The 23,464-nt window shown below is 67.9% G+C and carries 19 protein-coding genes and 2 pseudogenes; 12 read left to right on the plus strand and 9 right to left on the minus strand.

Translation table 11 applies throughout. The features are described from left to right. Positions 1-76 precede the first annotated feature (76 nt). The 3 genes from flgK to NQV17_RS23190 all read left to right on the plus strand — a co-directional run bounded on the left by flgK (position 77) and on the right by NQV17_RS23190 (position 4,883). On the plus strand, positions 77-2,077 hold the full coding sequence (gene flgK / locus NQV17_RS23180) for a flagellar hook-associated protein FlgK (protein ID WP_257774022.1): 2,001 nt from the start codon (positions 77-79) through the stop codon (positions 2,075-2,077). A gap of 22 nt (positions 2,078-2,099) precedes the next feature. After that, a complete protein-coding gene (gene flgL / locus NQV17_RS23185) occupies positions 2,100-3,341 on the plus strand; it encodes a flagellar hook-associated protein FlgL (RefSeq protein WP_257774023.1) in 1,242 nt (413 codons plus the stop codon). 234 nt (positions 3,342-3,575) lie between these two features. Beyond that, complete coding sequence (locus NQV17_RS23190; protein ID WP_257774024.1) at positions 3,576-4,883, plus strand: solute carrier family 23 protein; 1,308 nt, start codon at positions 3,576-3,578, stop codon at positions 4,881-4,883. Positions 4,884-5,465: 582 nt separating this feature from the next. On the opposite strand, the gene NQV17_RS23195 is transcribed toward NQV17_RS23190, so the two are convergent. Next, positions 5,466-6,350 (minus strand): transcriptional regulator GcvA, encoded by an 885-nt coding sequence (locus tag NQV17_RS23195; RefSeq protein ID WP_257774025.1) that lies wholly within the window; start codon positions 6,348-6,350, stop codon positions 5,466-5,468. 96 nt (positions 6,351-6,446) lie between these two features. Between NQV17_RS23195 and NQV17_RS23200 the strand changes: the two genes are divergently transcribed. The 9 genes and pseudogenes from NQV17_RS23200 (at position 6,447) to NQV17_RS23240 (ending at position 14,190) form a co-directional block, all read left to right on the plus strand. After that, positions 6,447-7,061, plus strand: a complete 615-nt coding sequence (locus NQV17_RS23200; protein ID WP_257774026.1) for a chromate transporter — start codon at positions 6,447-6,449, stop codon at positions 7,059-7,061. Beyond that, complete coding sequence (locus NQV17_RS23205; protein WP_044847886.1) at positions 7,058-7,585, plus strand: chromate transporter; 528 nt, start codon at positions 7,058-7,060, stop codon at positions 7,583-7,585. Before NQV17_RS23200 ends, NQV17_RS23205 begins: the two co-directional genes overlap by 4 nt. Positions 7,586-7,643: 58 nt before the next feature. Further along, a pseudogene (locus NQV17_RS23210) lies at positions 7,644-8,375 on the plus strand (YoaK family protein); the annotation flags it as partial. A gap of 195 nt (positions 8,376-8,570) precedes the next feature. Further along, positions 8,571-9,692: a porin gene (locus NQV17_RS23215; protein WP_257774034.1), complete on the plus strand. Its 1,122-nt coding sequence runs from the start codon at positions 8,571-8,573 to the stop codon at positions 9,690-9,692. 374 nt (positions 9,693-10,066) lie between these two features. Beyond that, a complete protein-coding gene (locus NQV17_RS23220; RefSeq protein WP_121861342.1) occupies positions 10,067-10,291 on the plus strand; it encodes a hypothetical protein in 225 nt (74 codons plus the stop codon). 242 nt (positions 10,292-10,533) lie between these two features. Then, positions 10,534-11,889, plus strand: a complete 1,356-nt coding sequence (gene gor / locus NQV17_RS23225) for a glutathione-disulfide reductase (RefSeq protein WP_257774027.1) — start codon at positions 10,534-10,536, stop codon at positions 11,887-11,889. Between the two features lie 448 nt (positions 11,890-12,337). Beyond that, entirely contained in the window at positions 12,338-13,009 is a 672-nt protein-coding gene (locus NQV17_RS23230) for a CsgG/HfaB family protein (protein ID WP_257774035.1), read from the plus strand. Positions 13,010-13,064: 55 nt separating this feature from the next. Continuing rightward, positions 13,065-13,505: a DUF4810 domain-containing protein gene (locus tag NQV17_RS23235; protein ID WP_257774028.1), complete on the plus strand. Its 441-nt coding sequence runs from the start codon at positions 13,065-13,067 to the stop codon at positions 13,503-13,505. A 10-nt stretch (positions 13,506-13,515) separates the two neighbouring features. Beyond that, a complete protein-coding gene (locus NQV17_RS23240; protein WP_044847891.1) occupies positions 13,516-14,190 on the plus strand; it encodes a DUF799 domain-containing protein in 675 nt (224 codons plus the stop codon). A gap of 149 nt (positions 14,191-14,339) precedes the next feature. Here the strand turns inward: NQV17_RS23240 and NQV17_RS23245 are convergent, their stop codons facing one another. The 8 genes and pseudogenes from NQV17_RS23245 to NQV17_RS23280 all read right to left on the minus strand — a co-directional run. Then, positions 14,340-15,641: an FAD-binding oxidoreductase gene (locus tag NQV17_RS23245; RefSeq protein WP_257774029.1), complete on the minus strand. Its 1,302-nt coding sequence runs from the start codon at positions 15,639-15,641 to the stop codon at positions 14,340-14,342. A gap of 25 nt (positions 15,642-15,666) precedes the next feature. Next, the gene (locus tag NQV17_RS23250; protein WP_257774030.1) at positions 15,667-16,971 is read right to left on the minus strand and encodes an FAD-binding oxidoreductase; all 1,305 of its coding nucleotides are present in this window, start codon (positions 16,969-16,971) and stop codon (positions 15,667-15,669) included. Positions 16,972-17,083: 112 nt separating this feature from the next. Next, positions 17,084-18,658, minus strand: coding sequence for a DUF3138 family protein (locus NQV17_RS23255; protein WP_257774031.1), 1,575 nt, complete (start codon positions 18,656-18,658; stop codon positions 17,084-17,086). 102 nt (positions 18,659-18,760) lie between these two features. Then, positions 18,761-19,600 (minus strand): ABC transporter permease subunit, encoded by an 840-nt coding sequence (locus tag NQV17_RS23260; RefSeq protein ID WP_044847895.1) that lies wholly within the window; start codon positions 19,598-19,600, stop codon positions 18,761-18,763. Further along, positions 19,597-20,583, minus strand: a complete 987-nt coding sequence (locus tag NQV17_RS23265) for an ABC transporter permease subunit (RefSeq protein ID WP_257774036.1) — start codon at positions 20,581-20,583, stop codon at positions 19,597-19,599. The genes NQV17_RS23260 and NQV17_RS23265 overlap by 4 nt, the downstream gene beginning before the upstream one ends. A gap of 10 nt (positions 20,584-20,593) precedes the next feature. Next, complete coding sequence (locus tag NQV17_RS23270; protein WP_257774033.1) at positions 20,594-21,748, minus strand: ABC transporter ATP-binding protein; 1,155 nt, start codon at positions 21,746-21,748, stop codon at positions 20,594-20,596. Between the two features lie 188 nt (positions 21,749-21,936). Beyond that, complete coding sequence (locus tag NQV17_RS23275) at positions 21,937-23,052, minus strand: polyamine ABC transporter substrate-binding protein (RefSeq protein WP_124486634.1); 1,116 nt, start codon at positions 23,050-23,052, stop codon at positions 21,937-21,939. A gap of 62 nt (positions 23,053-23,114) precedes the next feature. Continuing rightward, a pseudogene (locus tag NQV17_RS23280) lies at positions 23,115-23,464 on the minus strand (aspartate aminotransferase family protein); the annotation flags it as partial.

Consider the following 23,464-nt stretch of genomic DNA (forward strand, 5'->3'; position numbering starts at 1 on the left):
TTTCCGATCCGCGGCCGTTATAACGGGAGTCACGCAACCCGGCGGCCGCAGCGCGGCCGGCTCATCAGGATCGCGCATGTCCAACTCACTCATGAACCTCGGTGTCAGCGGCCTCAATGCCGCGCTCTGGGGCCTCACGACGACCGGCCAGAACATCAGCAACGCCGCGACGCCCGGCTATTCGGTCGAGCGCCCGGTCTATGCCGAGGCGAGCGGCCAGTACACGGCGAGCGGCTACATGCCGCAGGGCGTGAACACCGTCACCGTGCAGCGGCAGTACAGCCAGTACCTGAACGACCAGCTGAACAGCGCGCAGTCGCAGGGCGGCGCGCTGTCGACGTGGTATTCGCTCGTCGCGCAGCTGAACAACTACGTCGGCAGCCCGACGGCCGGCATCTCGACCGCGATCACCAGCTATTTCACCGGGCTGCAGAACGTCGCGAACAACGCGTCCGATCCGTCGGTGCGGCAGACCGCGGTCAGCAACGCGCAGATTCTCGGCGACCAGCTGAAGGCGGCCGGCCAGCAATACGACGCGCTGCGCCAGAGCGTCAACACGCAGCTCACCAGCACCGTGTCGCAGATCAACACGTACACCGCGCAGATCGCGCAGCTGAACCAGCAGATTTCGGCGGCGAGCAGCCAGGGGCAGCCGCCGAACCAGCTGATGGACCAGCGCGACCTCGCGGTGTCGAACCTGTCGAGCCTCGCCGGCGTGCAGGTGGTGCGCAACGACAGCGGCTACAGCGTGTTCCTCGCGGGCGGCCAGCCGCTCGTCCTCGCCGACAAGAGCTACCAGCTCGCGACCGTCACGTCGTCGTCCGATCCGAGCGAGCTGACCGTCGTGTCGCAGGGGATCGCCGGCGCGAATCCGCCGGGCCCGAACCAGGCGCTGCCGGATGCGTCGCTGTCGGGCGGCACGCTCGGCGGCCTGCTCGCGTTCCGCCGCCAGACGCTCGACCCCGCGCAGGCGCAGCTCGGCGCGCTCGCGACCAGCTTCGCCGCGCAGGTCAACGCGCAGAACGCGCTCGGCGTCGACCTGGCGGGCAATCCGGGCGGCAACCTGTTCACGGTGGCGAACCCGACCGTCTATTCGAACCAGGGCAATACCGGCAACGCGGCGCTGTCCGTCTCGTTCGCCAACGCGTCGCAGCCGACGACGAGCGACTACACGCTGTCGTACGACGGCACGAACTACACGCTGACCGACCGCGCGAGCGGGTCGGTGGTCGACCAGAAGGCGGGGCCGATGCCGGTCTCGCTCGGCGGGCTGAACTTCTCGTTCTCGTCCGGCGCGATGAATGCCGGCGACCAGTTCACCGTGCTGCCGACGCGCGGCGCGCTGACCGGCTTCGGCCTCGCGACGACGAGCGGCTCGGCGATCGCGGCCGCGTCGCCGGTGGTCGCGGCGGCATCGAGCACCAACATCGGCACCGGCAAGATCGCGCAGGGCGCGGTGAGCGCCGGCTATCAGGTGCCGACCACGCCGACCAAGCTGAGCTACGACGCGGCATCGAAGTCGCTGTCGGGCTTCCCGGCCGGCACCACGGTGACGATCGCGGGTACGCCGCCGACCTCGGTGACGATCACGAGCCCGACCGACAGCGTGCCGTACGACGCGTCGGCCGGCGCGAAGCTGACGATCATGAGCACCACGCAGCCGGCGCCGTCGGGCGTGATGAACGGCGTGACCGTCACGCTGTCCGGCGCGCCGTCGGACGGCGACACGTTCACGATCGGACCGTACGCGGGCGGCACCAGCGACGGCTCCAACGCGCTTGCGCTGTCGCAGCTCGTCAGCGCGAAGTCGCTCGGCGGCGGCACGACGACGCTGACCGGCGCGTATGCGAACTACGTGAACGCGATCGGCAATACGGCGAGTCAGCTGAAGTCGTCGAGCGCCGCGCAGACTTCGCTCGTCGGCCAGATCACGAGCGCGCAGCAGTCGGTGTCGGGCGTGAACCAGAACGAGGAAGCGGCGAACCTGATGCAGTACCAGCAGCTTTACCAGGCGAACGCGAAAGTGATCCAGACGGCGGCGACGCTGTTCCAGACCGTGCTCGGCCTGTTCAACTGACCGGATTCGAGGGATAGAAGCGATGCGGATTTCCAGCGCCCAGTTCTTCCAGCTGAACGTTTCACAGATGAACGACCAGCAGGCGCAGCTCGCGCAGCTGTACCAGCAGATTTCGAGCGGCGTGAGCCTGCAGACGCCGGCCGACAACCCGGTCGGCGCCGCGCAGGCCGTGCAGCTGTCGATGACGTCGGCGACGCTGTCGCAGTACGCGACCAACCAGACCACGGCGCTCGCGTCGCTGCAGGCCGAGGACCAGGCGCTGCAGAGCGTGAGCAGCGTGCTGACCAGCGTGCAGACGCTCGTCGTGCGCGCGGGCGACGGCTCGCTGGCCGACAGCGACCGCTCGGCGCTCGCGACCCAGCTGCAAGGCTATCGCGACCAGCTGATGACGCTCGCGAACTCGAACGACGGTGCCGGCAACTACCTGTTCGCCGGCCTGAACAATTCGTCGGCGCCGTTCACGAGCAGTCCGAACGGCAGCGTCAGCTACGTCGGCGACTCGGGCACGCGCGACGTGCAGATCGCAGATTCGAGCAGCGTGTCGCAGGGCGACACCGGTTCGGCGGTGTTCATGTCGGTGCCGTCGCTCGGCAGCGCACCGGTGCCGTCGGCCGGCGCCGGCAACCTGGGCACCGGCACGATCACCGCGGTGACGGTCACGAACCCGGCGGCCGCGACCAACGGCCACCAGTTCTCGATCACGTTCGGCGGCACCGCCGCCGCGCCGACCTACACGGTGACCGACAATTCGGCCAAGCCGCCGACCACCACGCCCGCGCAGGCGTACACGGCCGGCTCGTCGATCGCGCTCGGCGGCGGGATGACGGTGGCCGTGTCGGGTACGCCGACCGCCGGCGACACGTTCGCCGTGACGCCCGGCCCGCAGGCGACCGGCGGCGCCGACGTGTTCTCCACGCTCGACTCGATGATCGCGGCGCTGAAGACGCCGGTCACAGGTAACGCCGTCGCGGGCGCGTCACTGTCGAACGCGCTGATGACGGGCTCGATCAAGCTCGGCAACACGATGCGCAACGTGACGACGATCCAGGCGTCGGTCGGCGGCCGCGAGCAGGAGGTCAAGGCGATGCAGGCCGTCAATCAGACCGCGTCGCTGCAGACGACCAGCAACCTGACGGATCTCACCAGCACCAACATGGTCACGACGATCAGCCAGTACCTGCAGGTCCAGAACGCGCTGACCGGCGCGCAGAAGGCCTACGTGCAGCTGCAGAACCTGTCGCTGTTCCAGTACATCAATCCGTGATCCCCGCGGCGCCCGCCGCGATGTGAGCGCACGCTTACATCGCGCGGTGCGCCGGCCGACTGCCGCCGATGCGGTCGCGCCGCTCCGATGCTCGCTCCGATACCGGTCCGGCAGGCACGGCCGCCGCGCCGGCGGTTCGCGCTTGCCAGCCCCATTTCCGCTCCGTAAACTCGCGCCAGATTTCAGACCGGCGCACCGTCCCGCAGCCGGCGTACGACAGGAGCCCTTTTCCCCATGTCCGATTCCTACTTCCCGCGCTGGCGGGTGCAACCGACCGGCGCGGTCTCGCGCGTGGTCGGCCCCGACGAACGCCTCGCGTGGCCGCAGATGATCGCGATGGGCGTGCAGCACGTCGTCGCGATGTTCGGCTCGACCGTGCTCGCGCCGCTGCTGATGGGCTTCGACCCGAACCTGTGCATCTTCATGTCGGGTATCGGCACGCTGCTGTTCTTCGTGCTGGTCGGCGGCCGCGTGCCGAGCTACCTCGGCTCGAGCTTCGCGTTCATCGGCCTCGTGATCGCGGTGACGGGCTACGGCGGCAGCGGCCCGAACCCGAACATCCCGGTCGCGCTCGGCGGGATCGTCGCGTGCGGCGTCGTATACGTCGCGCTCGGCGCGCTGGTGCAGGCCATCGGCACGCGCTGGATCGAGACGCTGATGCCGCCCGTCGTCACCGGCGCGGTGGTCGCGGTGATCGGGCTGAACCTCGCGCCGATCGCGGTCAAGGGTGTGTCGGCATCGACCTTCGACTCGGTGATGGCGCTCGTCACGGTGCTGTGCGTCGGCGGCGTCGCGGTGTTCGCGCGCGGGATGATGCAGCGCCTGCTGATCCTCGTCGGGCTGGTGATCGCCTACGTGATCTATGCGATCGCGACCAACGGGATGGGCCTCGGCAAGCCGGTCGATTTCTCGATCGTCGCGCATGCCGCGTGGTTCGGCGTGCCGAGCTTTCGCGCGCCGGTGTTCGATCCGCACGCGATGCTGATGCTCGCACCGGTCGCGGTGATCCTGGTCGCGGAAAACCTCGGCCACATCAAGGCCGTCAGCGCGATGACGGGCACCAACCTCGACCGCTACGTCGGCCGTGCGTTCATCGGCGACGGGCTCGCGACGATCGTGTCGGGCAGCGTCGGCGGCACCGGCGTGACCACCTATGCGGAGAACATCGGCGTGATGGCCGTCACGCGGATCTATTCGACGCTCGTGTTCGCGGTCGCCGCGCTGATCGCGATCGGGCTGGGCTTCTCGCCGAAGTTCGGCGCGGTGATCCAGACGATTCCGGGCCCGGTGCTCGGCGGCGTGTCGATCGTCGTGTTCGGGCTGATCGCGGTGACGGGCGCGCGGATCTGGGTCGTCAACAAGGTCGACTTCTCCGACAACCGCAACCTGATCGTCGCGGCCGTCACGCTGGTGCTCGGCGCCGGCGACTTCTCGCTGAAGATCGGCGGCTTCGGGCTCGGCGGGATCGGTACCGCGACGTTCGGCGCGATCATCCTGTACGCGATCCTGCGCAAGGAAAAGGAGCCGGGGCCGGTGGTGTGAGCCGCGGCGCCGGGGCTGCGGATTTCGCTTACCGGATCACGGTGTCGTGACGTCGTGTTCTGTTGTGGACCGTGTCGGCGCAGCGGATCTCGACGGTGCGAAGTCGCGCCGTCGGCATCAGCGGATGCGCAACAGCGGCAGTGATGCAGGACAGCAGCCGTGTAACGGCCGATATGAGTTTCGACATGATTTCCCCCGACCCGCTGGATGAATGTTTGTCACCTGCATCGGGGCGTTCGCCCGTGCAGGGTTCGTTGTCTGCACGGCTCCCTCAGCAAGCAACGGGCCAGCACGCGGACTTCCGCGCAAACAGGGGCTCGGCGGGGGCCGCGTGACGCCGGTGCAAGGTGGCGCACGCGAAAATGTTTCAGCGCTGAAACGCGCGGCGGTGGGCCGGTCGGCCGCAGGCCAGGCCTGACGTGCGGTGACGGGAACGACGGGGAAACGCAGGGGCGCGCGACATCGATTCCGCAGGGGAATCGCGGGTGTTGCGCGCGGATCGGTTTCATTCCTGCAACGCGGACGGGGACGTGAGGCGGCACGCCGCGTCGTTTCGATCGGGTAGCGGCGACGCGGCGCGCGTCATCCGTTCGCATTCCCCAGCGCTTCCAGCCACGCGCAGAACTGCGCGACCAGCGGATCGTCGGCCGGCGCGCGCGGCGCGATCCACCAGTAGCTGCGTGTCGCGATGCGCGGCCCGTCGAGCGGCATCACGAGACGCCCGCTCGCGAGCTCGTCGTCGATCAGCGGCAGCGGGCCGAGCGCGACGCCCAGCCCGTCGACGGCCGCCTGCAGCGCCAGGTAGAAGTGGTCGAACGACTGCCGCTTGCGCCCCTTCATCGTCACGCCGGCCGCCGCGAACCAGTCGCGCCAGCCTTCCGGCCGCGTGTCCGAATGCAGCAGCACGTGCCGCGCGAGATCGTCCGCGCGGGCGATCGGCGCGCGCTTGAGCAGCGCGGGGCTGCAGACCGGAATCACGCTTTCGTCGAGGAAGTGGCCGCTCGTGCAGTTCGGCCAGTGGCCGGGGCCGCGGCGGATCGCGACGTCGAAACCGTCGAGCGCATCGAGCGGCGCGTTCGACGTGGACAGCTTCAGCTCGACGTTCGGCACGTCGCGCTGGAACCGCGACAGGCGCGGCAGCAGCCATTTCATCGCGAAGGTCGGCAGCGCATTGATGCGCAGCACGCGCGCGGCACCGGTGTTGCGCAGTTGCTCGGTGGCGAGCGCGATGCTGTCGAACGCGGCGCGGACGGTATCCAGATAGCGGCGGCCTTCGTCGGTGAGCTTCACGCGCTTGCCGTAGCGGTGGAACACCGGCTTGCCGAGCCACGCCTCGAACCCGGCGATCTGCCGGCTGATGGCACCATGAGTCACATGCAGCTCGTCGCCGGCGGCGCTGAAGCTTTCATGTCGTGCCGCTGCTTCAAAGGCCCGAAGCGCGGAAAAGGGCGGGAGATCGCGTGCCATGCTTGTGATTCTAGATCACAAGGACGCGCCGATAAAATCGTTTTGCCGGCGTGCCGCGCGGCGGTAACCTCGGGGCATCGTTTGATGAGGAGCCCCATGCAATCCGTTTCTCCGCCGCCTGCCGCGCCTCCACGCCGTGTCGGCCTCGCCGAGCTGTTCACCGGCTTGCTGTCGCTCGGCCTGATGTCGTTCGGCGGCGCGCTGCCGTTCGCGCGGCGCACGATCGTCGACGACCGCAAATGGCTCACCGCCGACGAATTCACCGATCTGCTCGGGCTGTGCCAGTTCCTGCCGGGCGGCAACGTGATCAACCTGTCGGTCGCCGTCGGCATGCGCTTTCGCGGCGTCGCGGGCGCGTTCGCCGGCATTCTCGGGCTGATCGCCGGCCCGACGCTCGTGGTCGTCGGGCTCGGCGTGCTGTATGCGAAGACGCAGGGCGATCCGCGCGTGCAGCACCTGTTCGGCGGGCTCGCCGCCGCGGCCGCGGGCCTGCTCGTCGCGATGGCCGTGAAGGTCGCGACGCCGCTGCTGCACGCGCCGCGCACGGCGGCGGGCATCGCGGTCCTCGCGTTCGCCGCGATCGCGGTGCTGCGCATCCCGCTCCTGAGCGCGATGCTGGTGCTGACGCCGGTGAGCATCTGGCTCGCGTCGCGGCGCCGCGAGACGCCGGCACCGCGGCGCGCCGCCGTGCGCGACGGAGGCCGGTCATGAACGACACGCTGATCGCGATCGCGACGATCTTCAGCCAGCTGTCGCTGCTCGCATTCGGCGGCGGCAACACGATCCTGCCGGAGATGCAGCGGCAGGTCGTCGACGTGCACCACTGGATGAGCGCGCACGCGTTCACCGCGCTGTTCGCGCTCGCGCAGGCCGCGCCGGGGCCGAACATGATGATCGTGCCGCTGGTCGGCTGGCATGTGGCCGGCTGGGCCGGGCTGCTGGTCGCATCGATCGCGAAGTTCGGGCCGTCGTCGATCGTCACGGTGCTCGCGCTGCACGCGTGGGAACGCTTTCGCGACCGGCCGTGGCGCCGCTACGTGCAACAGGGGCTGATGCCGGTCACGGCCGGGCTCGTCGCGGCCAGCGCGGTGCTGATCTCGGAAGCGTCGAACCGCACCGCGATCCAGTGGGGCATCACCGCCGCATGCGCGGTGCTCGCGTGGCGCACGCGCATCCATCCGCTGTGGCTGCTCGCGGCCGGCGCGCTGATCGGGCTCACCGGCATCGGCCAGTGAGCGGCGCACAACCGGCCTCCCGTGCGCGATACTGGCGCGACTCTTCACGGGAGGCCTGATGGATCTCGACGGCGCCAGCCGCAATCTCACCGTCGCCGCGCTGCTCACGCTGTCCGGCGGCTATCTCGACGCGTACACGTACGTCGGTCACGGCCACGTGTTCGCGAACACGATGACCGGCAACGTCGCGCTGCTCGGCATCAACGTGTCGGCCGGCGAATGGGCGGCCGCGCTGCATCACGTGCCGCCGCTCGGCGGTTTCGTGGTCGCGGTGTTCGTCGCGCACCTGCTCGGTCTCGCCGCGCAGCGCGGCTGGATGCGGCACACCGCGTTCGCGAGCCTGATCGTCGAGATCGCGTTTCTCGGCGTCGCCGCGAGCGGGCTCGTCGGCGCGTCGAGCGCGTGGCTGATTCCCGGGATCTCGTTCGTCGCGACGCTGCAGACGCTGTCGTTCACTCATCTCGAGGAACTGTCGTACACGTCGGTGATGACGACCGGCAACCTGCGGCGCGCCGCGCAGAAGCTGTTCGTCGGGCTGATTCCGCGCTACAACGCGGGCGCGCTGCACGATTCGGCGCTGCTCGCGACGATCAGCTTCTGCTTCCTGGCCGGCGCGGTGGTCGGCGGCCTCGTGACGCGGCTCATGCCGGACGTCGCGCTGTGGGGCGCCGTGTTGCTGCTCGCCGGTGCGTTCGCGGAGATCGTGCGGCGGGCGCGGCGGCGCGCGGGCGGCGGGCGTGACAGTGGCGATGGGGAGGCCGGCAACGGGGGCACCGCCGCTCACGGCAGCAACGGCAGCAACCCCGGCGCGGGAAACGTTGTTCCAGGGCGACAATCGCGCGCGACCGCGCGTTTCAATTTCTTTCAGCGTGCGCACTGGTCTTATGATTCAGCCCACATCGCGCGCGCCATGAGCGTGCGCGATCGCCACCCGGCTGCGCACGCGGCCGGCCATGAATGGAGACACCTACAAAAAGGAAAGCTCATGAAGCAGACCACCCGGCTCGCAGCCATCGCAGGGGGCGCGGTGCTGGCCTTCGCCAGCCAGTACGCAGCAGCACAAAGCTCGGTCACGCTGTGGGGCGTCGCCGACGTCAGCGTTCGCTACCTGACCAACGCGAACGCCAAGAACGACGGCCTGCTGTCGATGTCCAACGGCGCGATCACCAACAGCCGCTTCGGCATCTACGGCACGGAAGACCTCGGCAGCGGCCTGAAGGCCGTGTTCAAGCTCGAAAGCGGCGTGAACCTGCAGAACGGCGCATTCGCCGACAGCGGCCGCCTGTTCAACCGTGCGGCATACGTCGGCCTGGACAGCCCGTACGGCACGGTGACCCTCGGCCGCCAGAAGACGCCGCTGTTCGACCTGCTGTCGGACACCTACGATCCGCTGACGGTCGGCAACTACCTCGAAAATGCCTGGCTGCCGGTCGCACTCGGCGGCGGCCTGTATGCGGACAACCAGATCAAGTACACGGGCACGTTCGCGGGCCTGACCGCGAAGGCGATGTACTCGACGGGCACCAACTACGAATCGACCGGCGCGGGCGGCTTCTCGGGCCAGATCCCGGGCTCGCTCGGCAAGGGCAATGCATGGGGCGTGTCGCTGTCGTACGTGATGGGCCCGCTCAGCATCGCGGCCGGCGCGCAGCAGAACAGCGACAACTCCGCACGCAAGCAGACGATCTACCACGCGAACGTCGTGTATGCGTTCAGCAAGGCGAAGATCTATGCGGGCTACCTGCGCTCGAAGGACGACACCGGTTTCGTCGACAGCCTGCTCGCGCAGCAGTCGATCCCGGTCGCGAAGGGCACGGGCCGGATCGACGACGGTCCGTTCGCAGGCGTGAGCTGGCAGGTCAGCACGCCGCTGACGCTGACGGGCGCGTTCTACTACGACCACATGCGCAACGCGATGACCGCGAACGGCACGCTCGCGAGCGGCAACCGCTACGCGATCGTCGGTATCGCCGAATACGCGCTCAGCAAGCGCACGGAAGTCTACGGCACGGTCGACTTCAACAAGACGAACGGCGCGGCGAACGTCGAGCTGCCGGGTCGCAGCAACCAGACCGGCATCGCGATCGGCCTGCGCAATATCTTCTGACGAAAATCGTCAACGCGTGCGCCGGCCCCGGTTCGGCGCGCATCGAAGAGGCTCCAGGAAGGAGCCTCTTTTTTTCGCCATGCGCCTTCCTGCGCGCGGACGACCATTCAGCGATTGCTCCATCGGGAACGCGCCGCCCGTAAGGGTTCCGTCGGCATTCCAGAACATACTTTGACAGTGCGCGCGAAGCGATTCCGCTACGCTGCGTGCAGGGTCCGCCGCGTGCCGAAACGCACGCGCGGGCGTCGTTCCGGCGCGCGTTTCGCGTGCGGCCGGCCTGGTGCGTAACTTGTGTATCCGGTGATGACAAACACGGTCCGCCGGTTTTTTTTCGTGGGACGATGCGCTCACGATTTTCTTGAAAGGGGATGACGATGGGTATCCTGAACACCGTGGGTGAAATCGCTGGCGCAGTGGCAGCCGTCGAGGCGGCGGAGAAGCTCGATCCGGATGCGGGCCTGCTGACCAAGGCGGCGGCGGCCGTCGCCGGCTTCAAGGGCGCCGAGGCGATCGAAGGCATGCTCGAGAAGAAGGAAGAGCAGCCGCAGCAGGCAGACGATACGCAGGCGACGGACGGCAGCGACACGTCGCAGGCCTGAGCAAGGCGGCTGGTCCCGCCGCGGGTGCGCCGTTCGCGCATCCGGGCGGACCGGTGCCGCGCGGCCGGCAGGCCGGGCATGTGGTCGATCGGTGACGCATGGCACACCCGGCAGCCGGTTTGACCGGCGAGAGGCGACGTCTCTCGCCGTTTTTTATGGCGCGCGTCCTGCGCCGCCACGTTCCGCACGAATTCCCGAATCTTGCTATCGTGCCGTCATCCGAACTGCGATGAGGGCTTGCGATGGATTTCGACTACGACCTGTTCGTCATCGGGGCCGGCTCCGGCGGCGTGAGGCTCGCCCGGATGTCGGCGTCATACGGTGCGCGCGTCGGCATAGCGGAACAAGAGCAGATCGGCGGCACCTGCGTGCTGCGCGGCTGCATCCCGAAGAAGCTGCTCGTCTACGCTTCGCACTATCCGCACGAACTCGAGGATGCGAAGGGCTTCGGCTGGACCTTCGGCGCCGGCACGCTCGACTGGTCCGCGCTGATCGCCGCGAAGGATCGCGAGATCAACCGGCTCAGCGACATCTACATCGACCTGCTGCGGCAATCCGGCGTCGCGATGCACGCAGGACGCGCGACCCTCGTCGACGCGCATACGGTCGCGATCGGCGAGCGCACCATCCGCGCGCGCCACATCACGATCGCGACCGGCTCGCGGCCGGCGCTGCCGCACCGTCCCGGCATCGGGCATGCGATCACGTCGCGCGAGGCCCTGTCGCTCCCGACGTGCCCCAAGCGCATCGCGGTGGTCGGCGGCGGCTATATCGCGGTCGAGTTCGCCGGCATCTTCAACGGCTTCGGCAGCCAGGTCGATCTGTTCTATCGCGGCGAGAAGATCCTGCGCGGCTTCGACGACGACGTGCGCCAGTTCCTCACCGACGAAATGACGAAGCAGGGCGTCGCGATCCACGCGCGCGCGGTGGTCGAGTCGATCGCGCGCGCGGACGACGGCACGCTCTCCGTGCACGTGGGCGACGCGCAGCACGGGCCGTACGACGCGGTGCTCTATGCGACCGGCCGCGTGCCGAACGTCGAAGGGCTCGGGCTCGAACGCGCGGGCGTGCTGCTCGACGCGCGCGGCGCGATCGCGGTCGATGCGTATTCGGCGACGTCGGTGCCTTCGATCCATGCGCTCGGCGACGTCACGTCGCGGCCGCAGCTCACGCCGGTGGCGACGCGCGACGGCGCGCTGCTCGCGCGCACGCTGTTCGGCGGCGCGCGCGTCGCGGCCGATCACGATTACGTCCCGTCGGCCGTGTTCAGCCAGCCGGAGGTCGCGACGGTCGGCCTGACCGAGGCCGATGCGCGTCGCGTGCACGGCGAAGTCGACATCTATCGCACGTCCTTCAAGGCGCTGCGCCACACGCTGTCGGGCCGCGACGAGCGCACGCTGATGAAGCTGGTGGTCGCGCGCGACAGCCAGCGCGTGATCGGCGCGCACATGGTCGGCCGCGACGCGGGCGAGATCATCCAGGGCATCGCGATCGCGATTCGCGCGGGCGCGACGAAGGCGCAATTCGACGACACGATCGGCATTCACCCGACCGCGGCCGAGGAGTTCGTGACGATGCGGCAGAAGGTGGCCGACTGACCGCCAGCGGCGCGCCGGCTCGCGGGCCGGCGCGGGCGTGCCGCGCACGCTCCGCTGGCGTGTGACGCGCGATGGACCCGCGGCGATTTGTAAAGATCGTCAATTCTTCTAAAGAAACCCCGTCTCGATAATCAGGCTTGGTATGATCGGCCAAAATCATATACGGGGCCGATCATGCGCGATCAACAGCGCAGTAACCAGAATCACGCGGTAGCCGGCGCAAGCGGGGTCGTCGATCCATGCGCCGCGCGTGCGCGTCTCGCCGCAACACGTCAGTTGCGTGCACTTTCCCTTCGCATGCCGCCATCTCCATCGCCGTCCGGGCGATGAAGTCGCGCGCGCCGATGCGCGCCCCGGCCGCTTCGATCACCGCATCGACCGCCGGTTCGTCGGCAAGCCGGCGTGCCGCTCCGGGCAATCTTTTCACGTAAGGAGACCAGCAGTGAACATTCAGACACGACGCACCGTTCTCGTGGCGGCGGCGCTCGTCGCGGCGCTGTCCGGCTGCGCGACCGAGTCGTCGCGCACGCTCGACGTGCCGGCGGTGAGCAGCGCGCAGAAACCGTATGCGGGCAAGCCCGTCGCGATCGCCGTCGGCAAGTTCGACAACCGCTCGAGCTACATGCGCGGCATCTTCTCGGACGGCATCGACCGCCTCGGCGGACAGGCGAAGACGATCCTCGTCACGCGCCTGCAGCAGAGCCGCCGCTTCAACGTGCTCGATCGCGAGAACCTCGACGAGATCAAGCAGGAAGCCGGCTTCATGAAGAAGGCGCAGGCGGTGAAGGGCGCGAACTACGTCGTGACCGGCGACGTGACCGAGTTCGGCCGCAAGGACGTCGGCGATCACCAGCTGTTCGGCATTCTCGGCCGCGGCAAGACGCAGGTCGCGTATGCGAAGGTCAACCTGAACATCGTCGACACGACGACGTCGGAAGTCGTCGCGTCGAGCCAGGGCGCGGGCGAGTTCAGCCTGTCGAACCGCGAAGTGATCGGCTTCGGCGGCACGGCTGGTTACGACTCGACGCTCAACGGCAAGGTGCTGGACCTCGCGATCCAGGAGGCCGTGAACCACCTCGTCGAGCAGGTCGACGCGGGCACGCTGAAGGTGCCGCAATAGGCGCCGTGCGCAGTTCGGCGCGACGAATCATTCATCAACCAGAAGAGACAAGACCATGAAACGGGGAATCTGGCTGCCGGCGACGGCGGCCGTCATGCTGCTCGCGGGCTGCGCGGCGCCGACCACGCCGCCGCTCTATCAATGGAACGGCTATCAGCCGCAGGTGTACGAATACTTCAAGGGGCAGAAGTCCCCGCAGGAGCAGATCGACGCGCTCGAAAAGGCGCTGCAGGAGATCCGCGCGAAGGGCAAGACGCCGCCGCCGGGCTTCCATGCGCATCTCGGGATGCTCTACGCGAGCGTCGGCGGCGAACAGCAGGCCGGGCAGGAATTCCAGGCCGAGAAGGCGCTCTTTCCGGAATCCGCGTCGTTCATGGATTTCCTGATGAAGAAGAAAGCCGGCGATGCGAAGGCCGCGAAGGCCGCGAATCCGTCGGCCGCCGGCCAGACGATCGCCGGCCAGAAGAATGCCGATCCGACTCCCGCCAAACAGTGACGTGCCTGCCATGATCAAGACACTTTCATTCAAGCTGCTGTCCGTGCTGTCGATCGTCGCGCTGTTGAGCGCGTGCGCGCAGCCCGTCAAACGCCCCGACTACACGGCCTTCAAGAAGAGCCAGCCGCGCTCGATCCTCGTGCTGCCGCCGCTCAACGAGACGACCGATGTCGGCGCGACCTACGGTGTGCTGTCGCAGATGACGCAGCCGCTGGCCGAGTCGGGCTACTACGTGGTGCCGGTCGCAGTGATGGACGAGACGTTCAAGCAGAACGGCCTCACGAACGCCGCGGAAATCCAGGGCACGTCGCCGGCGAAGCTGCGCGAAATCTTCGGCGCGGACGCCGCGCTGTACGCGAAGATCACGCAATACGGCTCCGTCTACCAGGTGGTGGACAGCACGACGGTGGTCGCGGCGTCGGCGAAGCTCGTCGACCTGAAGACCGGCGACGTGCTGTGGCAGGGCGAGGGCCGTGCGACCGGCAAGGAAGTCGGCAACAACATGAGCGTCAACGCGTTCGGGGTCGTCGGCATGCTGGTGCAGGCAGCCGTCAAGCAGGTCGCGCATTCGCTGACCGACGAAGCGCACGATGTGGCCGGTTTGACGAGCAGCAGGCTGCTGTCCGCGGGGCCGCCGAACGGGCTGCTGTACGGGCCGCGTTCGCCGAAGTACGGGACCGACTGACCGGCGCGCGGACCACGGCTTCGGCGCGTCGGGCAGGCAAGGTCGCCTGCATGCCGTGCCGAAGCCGCGAGATTCGATGAAACGGCCGCGCTTGCGCGGCCGTTTTGCGTGGCCGGTACGTCCGCGTGCGTCGTGCCGTGCGCCGCCGCTCAATGCATGCCGAACGCGTCGAGCAGCCGGTACCAGCTCATCGCGAGCACCAGCGCCGGCGTGCGCAGCGTCGCGCCGCCGGGAAAGTCGCGATGCCGGATCTTGCCGAACAGGTCGAAGCGGCTCGCCTGGCCGTCGATCGCCTCGGCGATCAGCTTGCCCGCGAGCGCGGTCGTGTTCACGCCGTGCCCCGAGAAACCCTGCGCGAAATACAGCGTCGGCGCGACGCGCCCGAAGTGCGGCGCGCGGTTCATCGTGATGTCGACAAAGCCGCCCCATGCGTAGTCGACCTTCACGTCCGCGAGCTGCGGGAACGTCTTCAGCATGTCCGCGCGCATCGCGTCGGCGAGATTGCGCGGCTCCCGCGTCGAATAGCTGACCTTGCCGCCCCACACGAGCCGCGTGTCGGGCGCCGGCCGGAAATAGTCGAGCACGAAGCGGCTGTCGCAGATCGCCGCGCGCGCGGGCATCAGCGCGGCGGCGCGCGCCGCGCCGAGCGGCTCGGTCGCGATCACGTAGGTGCCGACCGGCATGATCTTCTTCGACAGCGCGGGCGCGAGCGTGCCGACGTACGTGTTGCACGCGAGCACCACGAAGCGCGCGCGCACCTGCCCCTGCCCGGTCTCGACGACGTGGCCGCCCGACACGTCGCGCACGCGCGTCACGCAGCTGTCCTCGTGGATCCGCACGCCCGCGTCGGCGGCCGCGCGCGCGAGCCCGAGCGTGTAGTTCAGCGGATGCAGGTGGCCGCTGTCGGGGTCGTACAGGCCGCCGCGATAGCGCGCCGATTGCACGTAGTCGCCGAGTTCGTCCGCTTCGACGAAATGAAAGCGCTCGTGGCCGAAGCGCTTCGCGGCCTCGTCGCGCCAGCGCTTCAGCGCATCCGCGTCGCGCTCGGTGTTCGCGGCGGTCAGGTAGCCGGGCACGAGCGCGCAGTCGATGTCGTGCTTCGCGATGCGCGACTTCACGAGCGACAGCGTTTCGAGCCCCATCTCCCAGATCCGCTTCACGTCGCCTTCCGGCATGAAGTTGCCGAACGTGTCGATGTCGCATGCAAAGCCGCCGATCAGCTGGCCGCCGTTGCGCCCGCTCGCCGCCCATCCGACCCGCGACGCCTCGAGTACCGTCACGGAATGGCCGCGCTCGGCGAGGTTGAGCGCGGCGGACAAGCCGGTGAGGCCCGCGCCGATCACGCACACGTCGGCGTCGGTTGCGCCGGCGAGCGGCGCATGGCGGGTCGTATCGTTGGCGGTCGCCGCGTAGTATGACGCGACGTGCGGCTGGTTGGCGAATGTCTGCATGATCAGGAAAACGAATGAAGGGGGCTCAGAACAGCTCGCGCACGCGGTGGTACAGCATCCCGAGTTCGAGCGCGGGCTGCCGCCATGCGTCGCCGCCGGGAAAGCGCCGGTGGCGCAGCTGCGCGAACAGGTCGAACGCGCGCGTGTCGCCCGCGATCGCGCCGGCGATCGCGCGTCCGGCGATGCCGGTCAGCGCGACGCCGTGCCCGCTGAAGCCCTGGACATAGAAGAAGTTCGGGTCGAGCGCGCCGAAATCCGGCGCGCGGTTGCGCGTGACGTCGACGAAGCCGCCCCACGCGTGGTCGACGCGCACGTCGGCGAGCTGCGGGAACACGCCGACCATGCGCTGCCGGATCGTGTCGGCGAGCGTGTCGGGCGACGCGCCCGCGGAGTTCGCACGGCCGCCGAACAGCATCCGGTGGTCGGCCGACAGCCGGAAGTAGTCGAGGAAGAAGTTGTTGTCGCACACGGCTTCGCGCTGCGCGATCAGCGCGTCGGCGCGCGCGCGGCCGAGCGGTTCGGTCGCGATGATGTACGACGCGATCGGCGCGATGCGCGCGGCGGTCGCGGCCGGCAGGATGCCGCCGGGGCCCGCGTTGCAGCACGACACGACGAAGCGGCAGCGCACCTCGCCCGACGGCGTGCGCACGACCGGCCGCGCGCCGCGCACGACGTCGAGCGCGGGCGTGTGCGCGTGGAGCGCGACGCCTTCGCGGCGCGCGGCCTCCGCGAGGCCGAGGCAATACTTGAGCGGATGCAGGTGGCCCGACAGCGGGTCGTAGACGCCCGCCAGATAGCGCGGCGACGCGATGCGCGCGCGGATTTCGCCGGTGTCGAGCCACGACAGCGACGGATGGCCCCAGCGTGCGCTCGCGGCATCCATCCAGGCGCGCAGGTCGTCGATGCGGCGCGGCTTCGTCGCGACCGTCAGGTAGCCGCGCGTGAAGTCGCAGTCGATGCCGTGGCGCGCGATGCGCTCGGCGATCAGCGCGAGCCCGTCGAGCGACAGCGACCACGCGGCGCGTGCACCGGCGGCGCCGAGCTGCTGCTCGATCACCTCGTCTTTCGCGAAACCCGTGATCGCCTGTCCGCCGTTGCGGCCCGATGCGCCCCAGCCGGGCCGATGCGCATCGATCACGGCGACCGACAGCCCGCGCGCACGGCAATCGAGCGCCGTCGACAGGCCCGCGAAGCCCGCACCGATCACGCATACGTCGACGTCGATCGCATCCTCGAGCACGGGGGCGTCGGCCACGGGGCGCGTGGCGGTTGCTTCGTAGTACGAGTCGCGCGCGAGCGCGTCGGCGCGGCGGGTGAAAGACTGCGTCATCAAACCGACTCCGTCGAAGACGGCCGGCGGCGGTGCGCGACGCACCGCGATCCGGCCGGGTGAAACGAGGCGGGACGCCATGCGCGCGGCACGGCGTCCCGCGCGGCCCGCATCAGAACGAATAGATGAACTGCGTCGCGAGCAGGTCGTTGGACTTGCCGTACGAACCGTCGTTGCGCAGGAACACCTTGTTGTTCGCCCAGTCGTGCCGGTATTCGACCTTCACGGTGATCTGCTGGGTCGGATAGAACAGCAGGTCGAGCGCGACGTCCTGGCGCACCGCGCCCTTGCACTCGAAGCCCAGGCCGCCGCCGGCCTTCGACTGCGCGAGGCAGTCCGCGTCGACGCCGAAGCCGTTGCTCGGATCCATCCCGTTGCCGTTCAGCGCGATGCCGCCGCCGCCGCCGCCGTTCTTCGAGTTGGCGAGCAGGTCGTAGCGCAGCGTCACGCCCATGCGGCCGACCACCGGCGCGTTGAACTTGCGGTGCGCGAGCAGCGACAGGCCGTACCACTGCGCGAGCCCGCCGTTGAACGCCGCATGCTGCTGCCGGCCGTAGTCGACTTCGGCGTTGTACTGAATGTCGGCGAGCGTGTAGGTCGCGTCGAGTTCGCCGAAGAAGAACGAGCCGTAGGCGCTCGGTGCCGCGCCGCCCGGGCCGTAGTGGACGTTGCCCTGGTCGTCGATCGCGCTCGCCAGCGTCTGCCGCCCGATGTTGAACGAACCGCCGATGTCGAGCGCGCTCGACCACGTGTAGTCCGCGCGCGCGGTGAAGGTCGGCACCTTGTTGCTGGTGGAGATCGGATCGCCGAGCGCGTTGGTGCCCGTCTGCGTGACCGAACCGTACGTGCGGTACTGCTCGTTGCCGAGGAAGAACTTCCACGCCCAGGCGCCCTTCGTGTAGTTCGCGCCGACACCGACGTAGCTGCCCGGATCCGAGAAATCGTACAGCAGGTTGTGCGTGAGCGTGAGCATCTGGTTCGACTGCTGCACCTCGTAGCCGCCGAAGCTCGGGATCAGGCCGGCGACGAGTGTCGTCTCGGCGGTGATCGGCACGTTGACGACCGCGGTGTTCAGCAGGTTGTCGGTGATCGAGCCGCGCGAGTTCTGCAGCAGCGTGATGCCGTTGCCGCGGTTCGGCATCAGCGTGATCTCCGCCGACGGCGCCATCGGGCCGACGCCGAAGGTCTTCTTGATGTCGAGGTAGAGATCGCCGAACGTGCTGTTGAAGTAGTTGTACGCGTTCTCGTGGTTCGCGAACAGGAACGACGACGTGCCGGCCGCGCGGTTGTAGATGTAGGTCGGGTCGATGTAGCCGGTGACCGACAGGCCCGCGAGCGGCCCTGTGCTGGCCGCGTCCGTCAGCGAGTCGACCTTCAGCTGCTGGTTCGCGATCTGCTGCTTCATTTCACTGACTTCGTCGTTGGTCAGCGTGGCTTGAGCCTTGCCGTAGTCCGGCGAGGACGGGTCGGCGGCCACGATCACCGGCTTAGCCGCGGTCGTCGCGCCGGCCTGCGCGACCGGGGCGCCGCCCGGCTTCGCGGCGAGCTGCGCCTGCATGGCCTTCATCTGCTTCTGCAGCGCGGCGACCTGCGCCTGCAGTGCCTTGATTTCGGCGGAGGTCGAGTCGGCCAGCGCGATGCCGGGCAACGCGCCGGCCACCAGCAGGCAGATCAGTTTCTTCTTCATTGCGGATTCTCCTTGTCGTGCGCTTGGTCAATCTGTGATCGGCCCGCGCGCCGCTTCTCGTGGCGCGCGGGTCTTGTTATCGATGAAAAGGGAAGCGGGGCGTCAGGCCGCCGCGAACGCCGCCTTCATGTCGGCCACCCGGCGCCGTTCGCGCGCGATCATCATCTGGTTCACGACGATCACGCCGATCGTCACCGCGGTGATGAACAGCGTCGCCAGTGCGTTCATTTCCGGGTTCAGCCCGAGCCGCACGCGCGAGAACACCACCAGCGGCAGCGTGGTCGAGCCCGGCCCCGACAGGAACGCCGACAGCACCAGGTCGTCGATCGACAGCGTGAACGACAGCAGCCAGCCCGACAGCAGCGCCTGCGAGATCAGCGGCAGCGTCACCACGAAGAACACCTTCAGCGGCGTCGCACCCAGGTCGAGCGCGGCTTCCTCCAGCGACTTGTTCATCTCCTTCACGCGCGACTGCACGATGATCGCCACGTACGACACGCACAGCATCACGTGGCCGATCCAGATCGTCACCATCCCGCGGCCCTTCGGCCAGCCGAACATCTGCTCCAGCGCAACGAACAGCAGCAGCAGCGAGATCCCCTGGATCACCTCCGGAATCACCAGCGGCGCGTTGATCATTCCCGTGTACAGCGTGAAGCCCTTGAAGCGGCCGAAGCGCGCGAGCACGAAACCCGCCCACGTGCCGATCACGACCGACGCGGTGGCCGTCAGAAGGCCGATCTTCAGCGACAGCCACGCGGCGGTGAGCAGCTCGTCGTCCTGCCACAGCGCCGCGTACCACTTCAGCGAGAAGCCCGACCACACCGTCACCAGCTTCGACTCGTTGAACGAGTACACGACCAGGCTGATGATCGGGATGTACAGGAACAGGAAGCCGAAGGCGAGAACGCCCGTCGACAGCGGTTTGCTTGGCTTGATCATTTCGCTTCCTCCAGTTCCTTGACCTGGTAGTACTGGAACAGCGCCATCGGCACCAGCAACAGCAGCACCATCGCGACCGTCACCGCGGACGCCATCGGCCAGTCCATGTTGTTGAAGAATTCATCCCACATCACGCGGCCGATCATCAGCGTGTCGGCGCCGCCGAGCAGTTCCGGAATCACGTACTCGCCGACAGCCGGGATGAACACCAGCAGGCTGCCGGCGATGATCCCGTTCTTCGACAGCGGCAGCGTGATGCGCGTGAACGCGACCCACGGCTTCGCGCCGAGGTCGTAGGCGGCCTCGAGCAGCGTGAGGTCCATCTTCACGAGGTGCGCGTAGAGCGGCATCACCATGAACGGCAGGTACGAATAGACCATCCCGATGTAGACGCCCGCGTCGCTGTGATAGAGGCGCAGCGGCGTGTGGATGATGCCGAGCGCGATCAGCGTGTGGTTCAGGAGGCCGTCATCCTTCAGGATCCCGATCCATGCGTACACGCGGATCAGGAACGACGTCCAGAACGGCAGCATCACGGCCATCATCAGCACGTTGCGCCGGCCCGGCTCCGAGCGTGCGATGTAGTACGCCATCGGGAATCCGATCAGCAGGCACAGCAGCGTCGACACGGCGGCCATCTTCAGCGAGCTGAGATAGGTCGCGATGTACAGGTCGTCCTGCAGCAGGAACGCGTAGTGCGACAGCTGCAGCGCGAAGTGCACGACGCCGTCCTTGATCTCGACGAGCGACGTGTACGGCGGGATCCCCATCACCTGGTCGGCGAAGCTGATCTTGAACACCAGCACGAACGGCAGCGCGAAGAAGATCACGAGCCACAGGAACGGCACGCCGATCGCGACGCCGCGGCCCGACGGCAGGAAGCGCGACAGCGCGGCGAAGCGGCTGCGGCGCTTCGAAGCCTGTGCCGTTGCGGCGGCACCGGTCGAAACCGGCGCGGACGGAGTGGAGGCGGAAGTTCTCATCATGTCGTCCTCACTGCGTCAGCACGACGCCGCTGGCCGGCGACCACGACACGAACACGTCGTCGTTCCACGCCGGCGCGCTGTCGTGCATCAGGTGCGAGCTCGACAGGTTCGACACGACCGTCTTGCCGCTCGGCAAACGCACGTGGTACAGCGAGTAGGCGCCCATGTACGCGATGTCGGTCACCACGCCGCGCGCCCAGTTGTGATGCGAACCCGGCTTCTCGCGCGATACGTGCACGCGCTCCGGCCGCACCGAGATGCCCACCGGCATCCCGAGCGGGCCGGTCACGCCGTGGCTCACGTACATGCGTGCCTCGAGGTCGTCGCTTTCGACGAAGATGTGATCGGGTTCGTCCTCGACCACGCGGCCTTCGAACAGGTTCGTCGAGCCGATGAACTCGGCCGAGAAGCGGCTGTTCGGGTACTCGTACACTTCGCCCGGCGTGCCGATCTGCACGATCTTGCCTTCGCTCATCACCGCGAGGCGGCTCGCCATCGTCATCGACTCTTCCTGGTCGTGCGTGACCATCACGCAGGTCACGTCGACCTTCTCGATGATGTTCACCAGTTCGAGCTGGGTCTTCTGACGGATCTTCTTGTCGAGCGCGGACATCGGCTCGTCGAGCAGCAGCAGCTTCGGGCGCTTCACCAGCGAGCGCGCGAGCGCGACGCGCTGCTGCTGGCCGCCGGACAACTGGTGCGGCTTGCGCTTCGCGTACTTGCTCATCTGCACCAGCGCGAGCGCGTCGGCCACGCGTTCCTTGATCTCGTTTTTCGGCGTGCCTTCCTGCTTCAGCCCGAACGCGACGTTCGACTCGACCGACATGTGCGGGAACAGCGCGTACGACTGGAACATCATGTTGACCGGGCGGCGGTACGGCGGCAGCGACGCGAGGTCCTCGCCGTCGACGAAGATCTTGCCGGAGGTCGCCGTCTCGAGCCCGGCGAGCATGCGCAACAGCGTCGACTTGCCGCAGCCGGAGCTGCCGAGCAGTGCGAACAACTCGTTCTTCGCGATCGTCAGGTTCACGTTGTCGACGGCCGTGCTGTCGCCGAACTTCTTCACGACGTTTTCGATGCGCACGAACGCGTCGTTCTTCGTGCGGGCCGCGGCGGCCGGTTGGGTGTGGCGTGCGGCAGCGGAAGAGGGTATCGATTGCATGGGAGTCACCATTCGTTCTTCACGGATTGCAGGCGTGAGCGTCCCCGCGCGAGGCGTACAACGCGACTCGCGGACAACGGCTCGTGCCGGATGGAACAGCGCGCGGTGCGCGCGGGCGGACGAAGCGTCCGCGGATCTCTGGCGGGCAGGCGTTCAGCCGATGCCTGCGCCGCCGTGATGGTTCGTGATCAGTGGCCCGTCTTCAGCTGCGCCCACAGACGGTTCTCGAGGCGCAGGATGTCGGCCGGCATCGGCTTCATCAGCACCATCTTCTTCAGCACGTCCTCGGGCGGATAGACGGTCGGATCCTGCGCGACGGCCGGCGTGACGAACGGGTGCGCGGCCTTGTTCGCGGTCGGGTAGAACACCGTGTTGGTGATCGCCGCGTTGACCTTCGGGTCGGACACGTAGTTGATCCACTTCAGCGCGGCCTCGGGGTGCGGTGCATCCTTCGGGATCACCATCACGTCGAACCACAGCAGGCCGCCTTCCTTCGGATTCGAGAACTTGATGTCGTACGGGCGCTTCGCCTCCGACGAGCGGCGGTGCGCGATGCCGACGTCGCCCGACCAGCCGAGCACGACGCACACGTCGTTGTTCGCGAGGTCGTTGATGTAGCCGGACGAGTTGAACTGGGTGATGTACGGGCGGACTTTCTTCAGGACTTCGAACGCAGCCTGGTAGTCGCCGGGGTTCTTGCTGTTCGGATCCTTGCCCATGTACTGCAGCGTGGCCGCGAACACGTCGACGGCCTGGTCGAGGAACGACACGCCGCAGCTCTTCAGCTTTTCCATGTTGGCCGGGTCGAACACCAGCGCCCAGCTGTCGACGGGCGCCTTGTCGCCGAGCGCCTTCTTCACCGCCTGCGCGTTGTAGCCAATGCCGTCGGTGCCGTAGGCCCAGGGAACGCCGTACTGGTTGCCCGGATCGGCGTCCGAGATCATCTTCATCAGCAGCGGGTCGAGGTTCGCGAGGTTCGGGATCTTCGACTTGTCGAGCTTCTGGTACACGCCGGCCTGGATCTGCTTGGCCATGTAGTTCGAGGTCGGCACGACGATGTCGTAGCCCGAGCTGCCCGCCAGCAGCTTCGCCTGCAGCGTGTCGTCGCTGTCGTAGTTGTCGTACTTGACGTGGATGCCCGTCTGCTTCTGGAAGTTCGGGATCGTGTCGGGTGCGATGTAGTCGGACCAGTTGTAGACGTTCAGCTCGTCGGCATGCGCCGACGGGCTGGCGACCGACGTGAACGCGGCCACCGCGGCAAGGGCCGCAATGGAACAGGCTTGGCGAAGAAAGCAGGCACGCATGGTGGAATTCCCCTGGGTTATGGCGGCGCGCGGCACCCGCCGCACGCCTGTAGGCAAAGTCGTTACGAAAGGCCCAGTTGCTGGGCGGTCGCATCGACGGCCTTCTTCGCCTTCGATACGAGTTCATCGATTTCCCGACGCGAAATCACGAGCGGTGGCGACAGCAGCATCCGGTCGCCGGTCGCGCGCATGATCAGGTTGCCGTTGAAGCAGAAGTCGCGGCAGATCGTGCCGACCTCGCCGCCGTTCGCGAAGCGGCGGCGTTCGGCCGGCGATTCGGCGAGCTGCAGGCTCGCGACCATCCCGTGGCCGTGCACTTCGCCGACGATCGGGTGACGCGCGAAGGTTTCGCGCATCAGCGCCTGGAAGTACGGGCCCGTGTCGTGCTTCACGCGCTCGACGATTCCCTCGT

It is taken from the genome of Burkholderia sp. SCN-KJ (assembly GCF_024656005.1).
In the GTDB taxonomy this organism is placed as follows: Bacteria; Pseudomonadota; Gammaproteobacteria; order Burkholderiales; family Burkholderiaceae; genus Burkholderia.